9 protein-coding genes are annotated in these 14,954 nt (G+C 70.6%); 2 read left to right on the forward strand and 7 right to left on the reverse strand.

Annotated elements, in window-relative coordinates; translation table 11 throughout:
* Nucleotides 1-4: 4 nt before the first annotated feature.
* The 4 genes from AB0M88_RS10800 to ndk all read right to left on the reverse strand — a co-directional run bounded on the left by AB0M88_RS10800 (nt 5) and on the right by ndk (nt 5,429).
* A complete protein-coding gene (locus tag AB0M88_RS10800; protein ID WP_364098705.1) occupies nt 5-787 on the reverse strand; it encodes an alpha/beta hydrolase in 783 nt (260 codons plus the stop codon).
* 9 nt (nt 788-796) lie between these two features.
* Entirely contained in the window at nt 797-1,480 is a 684-nt protein-coding gene (locus tag AB0M88_RS10805) for a lysophospholipid acyltransferase family protein (protein ID WP_364098708.1), read from the reverse strand.
* A gap of 147 nt (nt 1,481-1,627) precedes the next feature.
* Nucleotides 1,628-4,786, reverse strand: a complete 3,159-nt coding sequence (ileS, locus tag AB0M88_RS10810; RefSeq protein ID WP_364098746.1) for an isoleucine--tRNA ligase — start codon at nt 4,784-4,786, stop codon at nt 1,628-1,630.
* A 226-nt stretch (nt 4,787-5,012) separates the two neighbouring features.
* Nucleotides 5,013-5,429 carry a nucleoside-diphosphate kinase gene (gene ndk, locus AB0M88_RS10815; RefSeq protein WP_364098710.1) on the reverse strand — a complete coding sequence of 139 codons (417 nt, stop codon included), beginning with the start codon at nt 5,427-5,429 and terminating at the stop codon, nt 5,013-5,015.
* Between the two features lie 145 nt (nt 5,430-5,574).
* On the opposite strand from ndk, the gene AB0M88_RS10820 reads away from it, so the two are divergent.
* Nucleotides 5,575-9,579, forward strand: coding sequence for a VOC family protein (locus AB0M88_RS10820; protein ID WP_364098712.1), 4,005 nt, complete (start codon nt 5,575-5,577; stop codon nt 9,577-9,579).
* 34 nt (nt 9,580-9,613) lie between these two features.
* On the opposite strand, the gene AB0M88_RS10825 is transcribed toward AB0M88_RS10820, so the two are convergent.
* From AB0M88_RS10825 to AB0M88_RS10835, 3 genes are read right to left on the reverse strand one after another with little or no spacing between them, the layout of a single operon-like run.
* Nucleotides 9,614-10,003 carry a DUF4233 domain-containing protein gene (locus tag AB0M88_RS10825; RefSeq protein ID WP_364098715.1) on the reverse strand — a complete coding sequence of 130 codons (390 nt, stop codon included), beginning with the start codon at nt 10,001-10,003 and terminating at the stop codon, nt 9,614-9,616.
* Nucleotides 10,000-11,325, reverse strand: coding sequence for a folylpolyglutamate synthase/dihydrofolate synthase family protein (locus AB0M88_RS10830; protein ID WP_364098718.1), 1,326 nt, complete (start codon nt 11,323-11,325; stop codon nt 10,000-10,002). The genes AB0M88_RS10825 and AB0M88_RS10830 overlap by 4 nt, the downstream gene beginning before the upstream one ends.
* Nucleotides 11,322-13,943, reverse strand: coding sequence for a valine--tRNA ligase (locus tag AB0M88_RS10835; protein WP_364098721.1), 2,622 nt, complete (start codon nt 13,941-13,943; stop codon nt 11,322-11,324). The genes AB0M88_RS10830 and AB0M88_RS10835 overlap by 4 nt, the downstream gene beginning before the upstream one ends.
* Before the next feature lie 78 nt (nt 13,944-14,021).
* Between AB0M88_RS10835 and AB0M88_RS10840 the strand changes: the two genes are divergently transcribed.
* Nucleotides 14,022-14,687 carry a hypothetical protein gene (locus tag AB0M88_RS10840; protein WP_364098724.1) on the forward strand — a complete coding sequence of 222 codons (666 nt, stop codon included), beginning with the start codon at nt 14,022-14,024 and terminating at the stop codon, nt 14,685-14,687.
* The last annotated feature ends 267 nt before the right edge of the window (nt 14,688-14,954 follow it).

Raw genomic sequence — 14,954 nt, forward strand, 5'->3', positions numbered from 1 at the left:
GGGTCTAACCGCGGAAGAAATCGATCAGCAGCGGGGCCAGGACCTTGGGATCGACGTTGTGGTCCTGGCCGTCGAGCACCTGACACGACGCGTTGGGCAGCACCCCGGCCAGGGCGTCGGCGCCGTCGCGCATGAACCGGTCGCTCGCCCCGCCGGTCACCACCAGCACCGGCGCCGCGACGTCACCCCACTCGGCGCCCAGCGGGTGACCCGACATGGTCTCCCCGACCACCCGCCCGTCGTACGCCAGCGTGTGCGCGACCCCCTCGAGCGCCGGCCACAGCGGCCCGCCGCGCATCTGGTCGAGAACCGGGCCGGGCAGCCCGATCGCGTCGGTCATGAAGATGGTCAGCGCCTCGCCGGGCGAAGCCGCGTCGAGCCGGTCCACATAGTCGGCCGGCAGCGGCTCCCGGGAGTCGTCGACGATGATCGGCGGCTCGTAGACCGCCAGCTTGTGGATCTGCGGCAGCACCCGGGCCGACCGCAGCGCCAGCTGGCCGCCGGAGGACATGCCGAAGACGTACGCCGACCCGCCGGCCGCCCCGATCACCGCCTCGAGGTCCTCGACCTCGCGCTCGACCGCGTAGGGCAGGGTGTTTCCGCTGTCGCCGCGCCCGCGCCGGTCATAGCCGAACACGGTGAACCCGGCCGAGGCGAGCAGCACCTCGAGCTGCCCGGGGCCGCCGCCGCGGGTGCCCAGGGCCCCCGCGAACAGCACGACCGCCGGGCCGTCACCGGTCCGGTGGAACGCGATCGCCGTGCCGTCACGGGAGGTCACCGTCTCCATAGCGACAGCCTAGGCGTCCGGAGGCGACGCGTTCTTGGACGGCGCGTAACGCGGGACGTATTCCTGCCCGGTCAGCTTCTGGATCTCGGCCATCACCTCGTCGGTGAGGGCGCGCAGCGAGGTGCGGTCGTCGGCCCGGCCGGTCGTGTCGATCGGCTTGCCGTACTTGATCGTGATCTTGCCGCGGAACGGCATCGGATAGGGCTGGCCGATCGGCTGCACTCGCTCGGTGCCGATCGTGCCGACCGGAATGATCGGGACACCCGCGCCGACCGCGAGACGGGCCACCCCCGTACGCCCGCGGTAGAGCCGTCCGTCCGGAGAGCGGGTGCCCTCGGGGTAGACGGCGACGCAGTCGCCGCCCTGAAGCACCGGGATCGCGCCGTCGAACGCGGTGAGCGCGGCCCGCCCGCCGCCGCGGTTGACCGGGATCGCGCCGAGCCCGTTGAGGATCGTGCGGGAGAACCAGCCGTTGAACCCGGTGCCGGTGAAGTAGTCGGACTTGGCCCAGAAGGCGATGTGCCGCGGCACGGACGCGCCGAGGAAGAGCTCGTCGGCGACCGAAAGGTGGTTACCGGCGAAGATCAGGCCGCCGGTCTTGGGGATGTTTTCGCGTCCTTCGACGTGCGGCCGCCAGCCGAGCATCAGCGCAGGGCCGACGGTGACCTTGCCGATCGAGTAGAGCAGCGGCAACGCGGGTTCCTCCGGAGCGGGAAGTGCAAATGGTGGGGGGCGGGCATGAGGTTATCCGACCGCACGCCGGAAGTCCCTGCCCATCTCGGGTCGCCGCTCGGACATTCACCGCAGAGACGGCAAATGTCCGAGCGCCGGTCGCGCCACTCACACCGTACGGGTAACCGCCACCGTGACCTGCTCGCCGTCGCCGACCTCACCGGCGAAGCCCTCGTCCGAGCCGAAGGTCACCGACGTCGCCAGCGTCTCGCCGGCCACGAACTCGCCATGCGCCTCGACCGCGGCCCGCACCTCGGGCGACGCCGCGACGACCAGGGTGATCCGGTCCGAGACGTCGAGGCCGGCCTCGCGCCGGGCCTGCTGGACGACCCGGACGACATCCCGGGCGAGTCCCTCGGCGTACAGCACCGGGGTGACCGCGGTGTCGAGCACGACCACGCCCGCGCCACCGGCCACCGGGGCCGAGTTCGCCGTGTCGGCGGCGACGAGCTTCAGCTCGTATTCCCCCTCCTGCAGCGTGACCCCGGCCGCGACCGGCGCGCCGTCGACGAGCTCCCACTGACCGGCCTTGACCGCCTTGATCACCGCCTGGACCTGCTTGCCGACCCGCGGGCCGAGGGCCCGCGGGACCACGGTCAGCACCTGCTCGCAGTACGCGGCGACGTCGTCGGTGAAGACCACGTCCTTGACGTTGACCTCGTCCTTCAGCAGATCGGCGAAGCCGGCCAGGGCCGGGGCCTCGGCGGTGGCCACGACCAGACCGGCCAGCGGCAGGCGCACCCGCAGGGCCCGGGCCTTGCGCAGCGACAGCGCGGCCGAGGCGACGTCGCGGATCGCGTCCATCTCGTCGACCAGCTTGTGGTCGGCCGGGAAGGCGTCGCCGGACGGCCAGTCGGTCAGGTGGACCGAGCGGCCGCCGGTCAGGCCGCGCCAGATCTCCTCGGCGGTCAGCGGCGCGAGCGGCGCCACCACCCGGCAGAGGGTCTCGAGCACGGTGGCCAGGGTGTCGAACGCGTCCTCGTCGCCGGCCCAGAAGCGGTCGCGGGACCTCCTCACATACCAGTTGGTGAGGGCGTCGAGGTAGTCGCGCACCGTACCCGCCGCGCCCGAGATGTCATATTCGTCCATCTGCTTCTGGACGTCTTCGACGAGTTCGGCGGTCTTCGCCAGCACATACCGGTCGAGCAGGTGCGTCTGGTCCGTCCGGAACTTCGCCTCATAGCCGGAGGCGTTGGCGTAGAGGCTGTAGAAGTACCAGACGTTCCACAGCGGCAGCAGCACCTGGCGCACCGAGTCACGGATCGCCGTCTCGGTGACCGCCATGTCCCCACCCCGGAGCACCGGCGACGACATCAGCATCCAGCGCATCGCGTCCGAGCCGTACGTGTCGAAGACCCGGTACACGTCCGGATAGTTGCTCAGCGACTTCGACATCTTGCGCCCGTCGTCGCCCAGCAGGATGCCGTGGCTCAGACAGTTACGGAAGGCCGGCCGGTCGAAGAGCGCGGTCGCCAGCACGTGCATGGTGTAGAACCAGCCGCGCGTCTGACCGATGTACTCGACGATGAAGTCACCCGGGTAGTGGTGCTCGAACCAGTCCTTGTTCTCGAACGGGTAGTGCACCTGGGCGAACGGCATCGACCCCGACTCGAACCAGCAGTCGAGCACCTCCGGAACCCGGCGCATCGTCGACCGGCCGGTCGGGTCGTCCGGGTTGGGCCGCGTCAGCTCGTCGACGTACGGCCGGTGCAAGTCCGTGATCTCGACGCCGAAGTCCTTCGCCAGCTCCTCGAACGACCCGTACACGTCGACCCGCGGGTACTGCGGATCGTCCGACTTCCACACCGGGATCGGCGAACCCCAGAACCGGTTGCGCGAGATCGACCAGTCGCGGGCGTTGGCCAGCCACTTGCCGAACGAGCCGTCCTTGATGTGGGCCGGCGTCCAGGTGATCTCCTGGTTGAGCTCGACCATCCGGTCCCGGAACTTCGTCACCGCGACGAACCACGACGACACCGCCTTGTAGACCAGCGGGGTGTCGCAGCGCCAGCAGTGCGGGTAGGAGTGCGTGTAGCCCTCCTGCTTGAGCACCGCGCCCTTCTCCTTCAGCAGAGCGGTGATCGGCTTGTTGGCCTCGAAGACCTGCAGGCCCTGCCACGTCGGCACGATCGAGGTGAACCGGGTGTGCTCGTCCACGGTCACGATCGTCGGGATGCCGGCGGCGTTGCAGACGTTCTGGTCCTCCTCGCCGAACGCCGGGGCCTGGTGCACGACGCCGGTGCCGTCCTCGTCGCTGACATAGTCGGCCGCCAGCACCTGGAAGGCGTTCGGCCCGGCCTGCTCGACGAGGCTCTGTTGCCAAGGCATATGGGCGAACATCGGCGTATAACGCCGGCCCGCGAGATCCCTTCCTCTCACTGCCGCGACTTGCTCATAGCCTTCCAGCTCTTTCCCGTACGCGGCGACGCGCGAAGCCCCGACGATGAGCTTGTGGCCGTCCTTCTCCAGCACCGCGTACTCGATGTCCGGACCCACCGCCAGCGCGAGGTTCGACGGAAGCGTCCACGGCGTGGTAGTCCAGACCGCGATGTCTGCACCGTCTGTTACCGCCTCCGGCAATGAACCCGTCTCCAACCGGAAAGTCACGGTCAGCGCGGGGTCGGTCCGGTCGCGGTAGACGTCGTCCATCCGCGTCTCGGTGTTGGACAGCGGGGTCTCGCACCGGAAGCAGTACGCCAGCACCCGGAAACCCTCGTAGACCAGGCCCTTGTCGTGCAGCGTCTTGAACGCCCACATGACCGACTCCATGTAACCGGGGTCGAGGGTCTTGTAGTCGTTGCCGAAGTCGACCCAGCGGGCCTGCCGGGTGACGTAGCGCTCCCAGTCCTTGGTGTAGGCCAGCACCGACGTGCGGCAGGCCTCGTTGAACTTGTCGATGCCCAGCTCGACGATCTGCGCCTTGGTCGTGATGCCGAGCTCTTTCTCGGCCTTCACCTCGGCCGGCAGCCCGTGGGTGTCCCACCCGAACCGGCGCTCGACGTGCTTGCCCCGCATGCTCTGATAGCGCGGGACGACGTCCTTGACGTAGCCGGTGAAGAGGTGACCGTAGTGCGGCAGGCCGTTGGCGAACGGCGGGCCGTCGTAGAACACGAACTCGTTGGCGCCCCGCTCACCGGCCGGACGCGCGTCGACCGACGCCTCGAAGGTCCGGTCGGCCGCCCAGTGTTCGAGAACCGCGCGCTCGACGGCGGGCAGATCCGGGCTGGCCGGCACGCCGGTGGCATCGCTGTGCTTCGGGTAAGCCATCATGCTCCTCGCAGTTCTTCACGAAACTGCGAGGACGAGCGCACGCCCGCGGTACCACCTCGCTTGGCGGCCTTACGACCGCCCGCTCATTGCCCGGCTGTGGTGCGCGCGCCGGTGACGCCCGGATCTAGTGAGGCTCCGTGGTTTCCCGGCGCCCGTTCTTCCGGAGGCTCCCCGGTGATGGCCGGTTCATAGCCTGCGAGCATTACAACTCTACCGGCCCCGGCTACATGCCCGGAAACCATAATTCCAGCTCACGCTTCGCGCTCTCGGGAGAGTCCGACGCGTGCACCAGGTTCTCGCGATTCGACAGCGAGAAGTCGCCACGGATCGTGCCGGCCGCCGCCTTACGCCCGTCGGTCGACCCGATCATCGCCCGGACCACCTCGATCACGTCGTCGCCGGAGAGCACCAGCGCGGCCAGCGGGCCACTGGTCATGAACTCCTTGAGCGGCGGATAGAACGGCTTCTCGACGTGGTCGGCATAGTGCTGATCGGCGAGTTCCGCGTCCATCGTGCGCAGCACCAGCGCCTCGACGACCAGGCCTTTACGCTCGAACCGGGACAGGATCTCGCCGAGCAGACCGCGACGGACGGCATCCGGCTTGAGGAGCACGAGCGAGCGCTCGGTGGAGCTGGACACGGAAAGATCCTCCTGGGGAAGGGGCGACACGCGGTAGTCAGCCTATCGGTACCGGAAATCGGGCGAGCGCTAACACCGGGACTGCCGCACTTTCGCGAAGAGTCGACCGGGCAATAACCTGACGGGAACAACCAGGAGGTCCACAGTGGCGAACCAGGCCGGCCGTCCCATCGCCCCGGCGCGCAAGCTGGTGGCGTTGGTCATGGGCACGATCGCGGCCTTCTTGACGGTCTTCGGCATAGGCATGATGAGCTGGGCGGTCGTCGTCTTCGGCATCGCCCTGCTGGCCCTGTCGATCGCCCTCGGCATGGTCAACGTGGTCCGCCGCGGCGCCCGCGCCTGGGTCGCCGGCAACGCCGACGTCCAAGCCGTCTCCCCGCCGCCCACCTCGTCCTCGGCGGTCTACGGCCGCGCCGAGATCCAGGCCGTCATCGTCGCCCCCGGCCTGCCCACCTCCGAGGTGACCATCCGCGACCCCCGCGTCCCGGTCGCCAAGTGGCCGGTCATCGGCGACACCCTCCCGATCACGGTCGACGTCGACGACATGCGCCGCGTCAAAATCAACTGGGAAGAGGCGGGCGGCCGCCTCACCGGCGAAGACCCGCCACCGCCCCCCGCGACCGCCGCCCGCGAGACGGTCGACTACGGCGACCCGGAAGACGAACTCGACGACGACCTGCTGGGCGAGGTGGCCCCACCCCCGTGGCAGACCCGCCCCGACGACTGGGACCGCCCAGCCGACACGGTCGTGGTCCGCGACACCCCCGAGGGCCGCATAGTCGAGGGCGAACTGGTCGACCCGGCCGACGACATGCCCCTCCCCCGCCGAGCCGCCCGCGAAGACCTGGCCGACCAGGCCGGCGCCGCCAGCGACCCGGCCAACCCCGACCCGGACTACCCCCCGCCCCCGCCACCCGGCAGCACGACGTACCCACCCCCGCCCGAGCCGGCACCCTCCCCCGAGAGCCACTCGCCTTCAGCAGCGCCCCGAGGCCACTCCTCTCCGGCCAACCACGCAGGCCCAGCACCGTCCCCGGGCAGCACGAGTCCAACACCTCCGGCCGACTCCGCAGCTCCGGCACCGCCATCCGGCGCCCACACCCCGCCGCCCGACGCCGCCACCCCACCGCCCGACGCCGCGAACCCGCCGCCCGACGCCGCCACCCCATCGCCCGACGCCGCGAACCCGCCGCCCGAGGCCGCCAACCCGCCGCCCGGCGCCCCTTATCCGTCGCCCGCAGCCCCATATCCGTCGCCCGCGGCCTCTCCGAGCTCGACGCCGCCGTCCGCCTCCGCACCCGGCACCTCCGCCACAGGCCCGTCGTCCAGCGGAGGCACAGCCGCCGCAGCGGCATCCGGTTCCGCGGCAGGCGCCGCCACATCCCGCCACCGCCCCAGCCCCCACCCCCGAAACCAGGGCACGGCCACCGCGACGGCCGACCCCCGCACGGCCACCTACGCCGGGTCTTCCCACCGGCCCTCCGGAGGCGCGCCGTCCCACTCCCCAACCGCAACCCAAACCCGCGACGCGTTCACCCCACCCCCTCCCCCACCCGCCCAGCGCTCCCCCCACCCCGACGACGACCTGCTCACCGACATCCCCCTGGATGACCCCGACTCCCCTCAGCCGGGCCACCCCACCCAGTCCACCGAGCCATCCACCCCCACCGCGACCACCGAGCCATCCACCCCCACCGACACCACCCGCGCCACGGGCACACCCGCTGCCGCATCAGCCACCCAAGGGGCCGCCCCCATTCAACCCACCAACGAGCCAGGCAAGGCCGACACCACCCGCGCCACCGGCACATCCGGAACCGCACCGGCCGCCCCAGCGCCCGTCCCCACCCAGCCCACCGACGCGCCCGGCGAGGCCGACCCTGCGTCGGGTGCCGCCCAGGCGACCGACTTGCCGGGTGAGGACACACGTGCCACCGAAGAGGGCAACGGCTCCCCCAAACCCGGGCGAGGCACAGATATGGCCGGGTCGGCATGGGCCGCCGAACCCAGTCGGCCCCAGCCGGACGCCGAGCAGGCCGCCCCCGAGGAGAGCCCCGGCGTGGGCCGGCGATTCGCCGAGGCGGCCGGCGCGGCGGCCGCAGCCGGGGCCGCCTACATCGCGGGCCGCCGCTCGGCCCCGTCGCAGCGCACCGGCTCGACCCCGGAGTCCCCCGACGCGGCGGAGCAGACAGACACAGCAGGCTCCCGGCCTTCTCCGCGTCCCCACCCCGAACCGACCCGGGTGGCCCCAACCCCCTCGCCGACATCGTCCTACCCCACCGCACCGCAGCCGACGGCCCCACGACCGACCGCGCCGGAACCCACAAGCCAGCGCCCCACCGCTCCGGACGCCGTGCGCGACGACGAGATCGACCTCCCCTTGGACGCCGACCCCGACCTCCCCCCGGAGTCCACCCCCGCGGCCGCCGAGGCCCGCGCCGAAGACCTGATCGCACCCCCACCGGCCGACGACCCGATCGTCTCGTCCCCCGAGCCCATCCCGCCGGCCGCCGAGCCCGTCCCGCCGACCCCCGAGCAGTCCCCAACGGCCGGAGCGGCCGCCCCTCCGGCCCCCACCGCCTACGAGCCGCCCCAGCGGGTGTCCCCGGCAATGACCACCGACCCAGCGGCCCAGCCGGACGATTCCCCCACAGCCCAGTCCTCCAGCCCTTGGTCGAGGCCCGAGTCACCCGCCTCCCGCACGACCGACCCCACAACCTCCACCCGCTTCGCCACAAACGCGGCCCACGAATCCACCGTGCCCACCGAGTCCTTCGAGACCCAGCCCGCGCCCGGCGAGCCCCCCAAACACGGCGCCGGCGCCGTAGTGGCAGGCGCAGCCGCCGCAGTCGGCGCCGCCGTAGCAGCCGTCAAGCGCCTGGCCCACACCCAGGACCACACCGACCCAGCGCCGGAGCCGCCCCCCGCAACCTCCGAAGATCCGGCCACCGCCGCCCGCGAGTCAACCTCCACCGTCGACCCGGCAGCTTCGCGTGGGTCCACCGAAACCTCGGAAAGCGCCGCCGACCCAGCCGCACCCCAGGCCTTCCCAGCCCAATCCGCAACCGACGCGGCGGCAACTCAGGCTTTCGCAGCCGAACCCGCAGCCGACCCGGCCGCAACCCAGGCCTTCCCAGCCCAGCCCGCGACCGACCCGGCGGCAACCCAGGCCTTCCCAGCCGAACCCGCAGCCGACCCGGCCGCAACTCAAGCTCTCCCAGCCCAGCCCGCAACCGACCCAGCGGCAACCCAAGCCTTCCCAGCCCAACCCCCAGCCGACCCAGCAGCCGACGCTGTCGGAGCCGGGTCAGTCGCCGTGCCGACGCCGGCCGAGCGGACAACGGGCACGGCCAACACCGTCCAGCTGCCCAGCGTCCACCCGGAGCCGACAACTCCGACCGAGCCGGTCACCGCCGCCCCCACCGCGGCCCAGCCCTCGTCCGCAGGCCCTTCCGCAGCTGATGAGGCGGTTCCCACTGCGGCAGCGGCCGGCGCCGCGGCAGCAGCAGGCGCCGCAACAGGCGCAGGGTTCGCAGCAGGCGCCAGCACCCCAGCAAGCGCCACCACCCCAGCAAGCGCCAGCACCCCAGCAAGCGCCAGCACCCCAGCAGGCGCAAGCACCGCGGAAAGAACAGGCGCAGCAGGTGCCGGGCCGGCTCGGAGTGGGCAATCTCGGGCCGAGGGCAGCCCGTGGGCCGACCTGACCCAGGGCACCGAGCCGGACGAGCGGGCCGACGACCTGATCACCGCGTACCCGAGCGCGCGCCCGGGACCGGCCGGAGCCATTCACGGCGTCGGCATCACGATTCTGGTCACCGACCTGGACCGGTCGATCGTGTTCTACCGGGACCTGCTCGGCTTCTTCGTGATCGACAGTGGCGCGGGCAGTGCCGTGCTGGCGTCCGGCGACACGCGCCTGGTTTTGCGTACTGTCGACGGCCTTTCGTCGGAGGCCGGCCGCCTGATCTACCTCAATCTGGAGGTCGGCGACGTCGAGGCCATCTACGAGGAGCTCCGGTCGAAGGGTGTCGAGTTCCTCCACGCCCCGCGCCCGGTCAACCGGGGTGACCGGCTTGAACTGTGGTCGGCCACCTTCCTCGACCCGGACGGCCACAACATCGCCATCACTCAATGGCGCGCCATCCGCTGACGTCACTGCCCCGGCCGGCAACGGCCGGGGCGGTTCAGCCGAGGATCGACCGCCGCACGTACAGGGCGTAGCCCCAGGCCGCCCCGAAGATGGCGCCGACCAGGGTCAGCGACCAGTGGAAGTAGCCGCTGGCCAGCAACAGCACCTGCAGGACGGTGCCCGCGCTCCAGGCCCACGACCGCCGCATCATGCCGGTCAGCAGGAAGCACAGCACCGCCAGCGCGACGACCGTGCCGATCCCCCACCCGCTCAGATGGCCGCCCATGATCCGGATGGGCTGGATCGCCAGCAGGAGCACGATCCCTTCGAGCCCGAGCGTTGCCGCCCCGAGCCCTCGGACCGCCGCGGCCGGATTGCGGAGTCCCGACCGTGGCGCCTCCTCGTCGTCGGGGGGCGCGCCCGATGGGGTGGGAGGGGTAGTCATCGCTTCAGCAGCCTCCGCGCGTCGGCAACCGTCACCACCGAGCCGGTGATCAGCACGCCGACCCCGCTGAGTTCGCCTGACGCGTCCTCCTCGGCGATCACCACCGCCTCCTCGATCGCGTCCGGCATGTTGTGTGCCACCGTCACTCGATCCTCGCCGAAGATGTCGGTCGCCACCTGGGCCAGCTCTTCGACCGGCATCGAGCGCGGCGAGCTGTTCTGCGTCACCACGATCCGGGCCGCGGTCGGTTCGAGCAGGTCGAGCAGCCCCGACACGTCCTTGTCGGCCATCACCGCGACGACCGCGACGAGGTGCCGGAACGAGAACTCCTCCTCGAGTGCGGCCACCGTCGCCGCCATCCCGTGCGGGTTGTGGGCGCCGTCGAGCAGGATCGTCGGCGCGCTACGGACCCGTTCCAGGCGGCCCGGGGAGTCCACTTGCGCGAAGCCCTCGCGTACGAGCTCAAGCTCAAGTTGTTTCCCGGCGCCTGCGCCGAGGAAAGCCTCGACCGCCGCCAGGGCCAGCGCCGCGTTTTGTGCCTGATGGGCACCGAACAGCGGCAGGAAGACCTCCTCGTAGTGGCCGCCCAGCCCTTGCAGCCGCAGCACCTGGCCGCCGACCGCCTGGGTGCGCTCGATCACGCCGAACTCGCGGCCTTCGCGGGCCAGGGTCGCGCCCATCTCGGCGCAGCGCTCGAGGATCGGCCGCATGGCGTCCTCGGTCTGCAGCGCCGTGATCACCGTCGCGCCCTTGTGGATGATGCCGGCCTTGGCCCAGGCGATGTCCTCGATCGTGTCGCCGAGCCACTCGGTGTGGTCGAGCCCGATCGGGGTCATCACGCACACCCCGGCGTCGATCACGTTGGTCGCGTCTTCTTCGCCGCCGAGCCCGACCTCGACCACCGCGATGTCGACCGGCGCGTCGGCGAACGCCGCATAGGCCATCGCCGTGGTCATGTCGAAGTACGTCAGCGGCTCCGAGTTCCTCGCGTCGATCAGATCGGCGAGCGGGGCGACTTCCTGATAAACGGAGACCATCTGCTCTTCGGAGATCGGCTCGCCGTCGAGGCTGATGCGCTCGCGTACCGTCTCGAGGTGCGGGCTCGTGTATCGCCCGGTGTGCAGGCCGTGCGCCCGCAGCAACGCGTCGATCATGCGGGCCGTGCTGGTCTTGCCGTTGGTGCCGGTCAGGTGGATCGCCGGGTAGGCCCGCTGCGGGCTGCCCAGCACGTCCATCAGGTCGCGGATCTTCTGCATGTCGAAAGCCATGCGGGTGAAGCCGCGCCCGTCGAGCGCGGCTGTCACCTCGTTGTAGTCGCTCATGCTGTTGGCAACGCTTCGAGGGCCGCCGCAATTCGCGCCAGGTCGGACTCGGCGGCCGCCAGGCGGTCCTTCATCTTGGCGACGACCGCTTCCGGTGCTTTCGCGACAAAAGCCGAGTTGCCGAGCTTCGCCCGGGTCTGGACGGCTTCCTTCTCGGCCGCCGCCCGGTCCTTCTCGAGCCGGGCCCGCTCGGCCGCCACGTCGATCGTGCCGCGGGTGTCGAGGTCGACCGTGATGCCACCGGTCACCGCGAGCGTCGCCGTCGCGGTGAAGTCGGCGGACGGCCGGTCGAGCCGGGCCAGGGAGCGGATCAGTGACTCGTGGGTGTCGATGCCGACGTTGCCGAGGCCGGTGAGGGCCGCACTGACCCGCTGACTCGGCTTGAGCCCCTGGTCGGAGCGGAACCGCCGCACCTCGGTGACCAGCTTCTGCAGCGCGGCGAGCTCTTCCTCGGCCGCGTCGTCGACCAGCGCCGGGTCGGCGGCCGGCCAGGACGCCTTCATGACCGTTTCGCCGCCGGTGAGGGCGATCCACAGCTCCTCGGTGACGAACGGCATCACCGGGTGCAGCAGGCGCAGCAGCTGGTCGAGCACGTGCCCGAGCACCCGCCGCGTGGTCTCGCCGCCCGCCGAGAGGACCGGCTTCGACAGCTCGAGGTACCAGTCGCAGACGTCGTCCCACGCGAAGTGGTAGAGAGTGTCGCAGACCTTGGCGTATTCGTAGGACGCGAAATAGCCGTCGACCTCGCCGATCACATGCTGCAGCCGGGACAGGATCCACTTGTCGACGGCCGAGAGGTCTGACTTGTCGGGGAGAGACGAAGAGCGAGCGCCGTTGAGCAGGGCGAACCGGGTCGCATTCCAGAGCTTGTTAGCGAAATTCCGCGACCCCTGGCACCACTCTTCACTGATCGGAACATCCGACCCCGGATTGGCGCCGCGGGCCAGCGTGAACCGGGTGGCGTCGGCTCCATACCGCTCGATCCAGTCGAGCGGGTCGACCACGTTGCCGAACGACTTCGACATCTTCTTGCCGCGGCCGTCGCGCACCATGCCGTGCAGGTTGATCACGTTGAACGGCTGGACGCCGTCCATCGCGTAGAGCCCGAACATCATCATGCGGGCGACCCAGAAGAACAGGATGTCGTAGCCGGTGACCAGCACGCTGGTCGGATAGAACTTCTCCAGCTCCGCGGTCTGCGCCGGCCATCCCATGGTCGAGAACGGCCACAGTGCGGACGAGAACCAGGTGTCGAGCACGTCGTCGTCCTGACGGAAGCCGGCCGGCGGCTGCTCGTCGGGGCCGACGCAGACGACCTCACCGTCCGGTCCGTACCAGACGGGGATGCGGTGACCCCACCACAGCTGGCGCGAGATGCACCAGTCGTGCATGTTGTCGACCCAGGCGAAGTAGCGCTTGGACAGCTCGGCCGGCTCGATAGCCACCCGGCCGTCGCGCACGGCGTCGCCGGCCGCCCGGGCCAGCGGGGCCGTCTTGACGAACCACTGCAGCGACAGCCGCGGCTCGACCGTCGTCTCGCAGCGCGAGCAGTGCCCGACCGAGTGCACGTAGGGCCGCTTCTCGGCGACGATCCGGCCCTCTTCGCGCAGGGCGGCGACGATCGCGGGTCGCGCCTCGTAGCGGTCGAGTCCCTCGAACGGGCCGGGCACGGTGACCACCGCACGCTCGTCCATCATCGTGATCGTGGGCAGGTTGTGCCGCTGGCCGATCTCGAAGTCGTTGGGGTCGTGGGCCGGGGTCACCTTGACCGCGCCGGTGCCGAACGCCGGGTCGACGTGCTCGTCGGCCACGACCGGGATGCGGCGGCCGGTCAGCGGCAGCTCGACCTCGGTGCCGATCAGGTGCTTGTAGCGCTCGTCGTCGGGGTGCACGGCCACCGCGGTGTCGCCGAGCATCGTCTCGGCCCGGGTGGTGGCGACCACGATCGCGTTCGCCCCGTCGCCGTAGCGGATCGACACCAGCTCGCCGTCGTCGTCGGTGTGCTCCACCTCGATGTCGCTGAGCGCGGTCAGGCAGCGCGGGCACCAGTTGATGATGCGGTTAGCCCGGTAGATGAGCTCGTCGTCATACAGCCGTTTGAAGATCGTCTGGACGGCCCGCGACAGGCCCTCGTCCATCGTGAACCGTTCCCGGCTCCAGTCGACGGAGTCGCCCAGCCGGCGCATCTGCCCGAGAATGGCACCGCCCAGCTCGGCCTTCCACTGCCAGACCTTCTCGACGAACTTCTCGCGGCCCAGGTCGTGGCGGGACAGCTGCTGCCCGGCGAGCTGACGCTCGACGACGTTTTGCGTGGCGATGCCGGCGTGGTCCATGCCGGGCAGCCACAGCACCTCGAAGCCCTGCATCCGCTTCCGGCGGCTCAGCGCGTCTTGGATCGTGTGGTCGAGCGCGTGCCCGACGTGCAGCTGGCCGGTCACGTTGGGCGGCGGGATGACGATCGAGAACGCGGGCTTGTCACTCTTCGGGTCCGCCGTGAAGTAACCCTCCGATACCCAGGTCTCGTACCGCCGCTGCTCTACCTCGCCCGGCTGGTACTGGGCGGAGAGTTCACCGGCGGGCCGGCTGTCGGGGGTGCGGGTCTCCGTTGCATCGGTCACCCGACAAGTCTACGGAGGTGGAATTCGAAGCGGGAATTCGCACCTCCTTCTGTGGATAAGCGTTGCTAGGCTCGTCCGATGTCCGAAGCGCCCCACCAGTTCGACGAAGCCCGCCCGATCGAGATCGGCGAGTCGTTCGATCTCACCCCCAACGGTGACCAGGGCCGCGAGCAGGCGGAGCCGAAGCGCCACTCCCCGATCCGCCGCGTCGTCCTGCTGGCCCTGCTGGTGATCGCCCTGGCCGGCCTGGGCACGCTCGGCTACGCCGGCTGGCAGATCGGCACGCAGAAGGACGCCACGCTCAGCACCCCCGACCAGATCGGCACCCTGCGGCTCGACACCTCGGACAACGGCCAGCAGACCGCCGTCTACCTCCAGACCGCCCTCGACGCCGAGATCAACCTCAAGCAGACCGTGGGCGCCGTCTACGCCGACAGCGCCGGCCACAACGTCCTGTTCTTCGGCGGCACCGCCACCATCTGGAGCCCCGACGCCCAGCTCGACAACGCCTTCGGCCTGATCTCCGACAAGCAGGGCGCGGTCACCGGCCTCCACAAGGTCGACGCCGGCCGCTTGGGCGGCACGATGAAATGTGGCACCACCAAGTCCGACGACGGCGCGCTCGCGGTGTGCGGCTGGGCCGACCACGGCTCGCTCGCCGTAGCCATGTTCCCGAACCAACCGGAAGCCGCCGCGGCCACCCTGCTCCGCAGCATCCGGGACGCGGCGCAGAAAAGGCATTAACCCCTTTTTCCGTACGCCTCGTCCGCCGTCCCCAAACGCGCAACGTCCGAACCCGGCTTCGCCGCTGCCGCACGCCACCATGTGCCACTAAAGGCCGCAGCGCGCCTATCGTGCTATTGCAACTCCGGCCGGGGCCGCGTTCGAGTGGTCATCCACGGCGTCGAAAAGGTCGGTAAACGGCAGTAGGCCCACCCCCGCAGGGGTGGGCCTACTGTTCACGTTGAGTCCGGCGGTGTCCTACTCTCCCACACCCTCCCGAGTGCAGTA

It is taken from the genome of Actinoplanes sp. NPDC051411 (genome assembly GCF_040682075.1).
GTDB lineage: Bacteria > Actinomycetota > Actinomycetes > Mycobacteriales > Micromonosporaceae > Actinoplanes.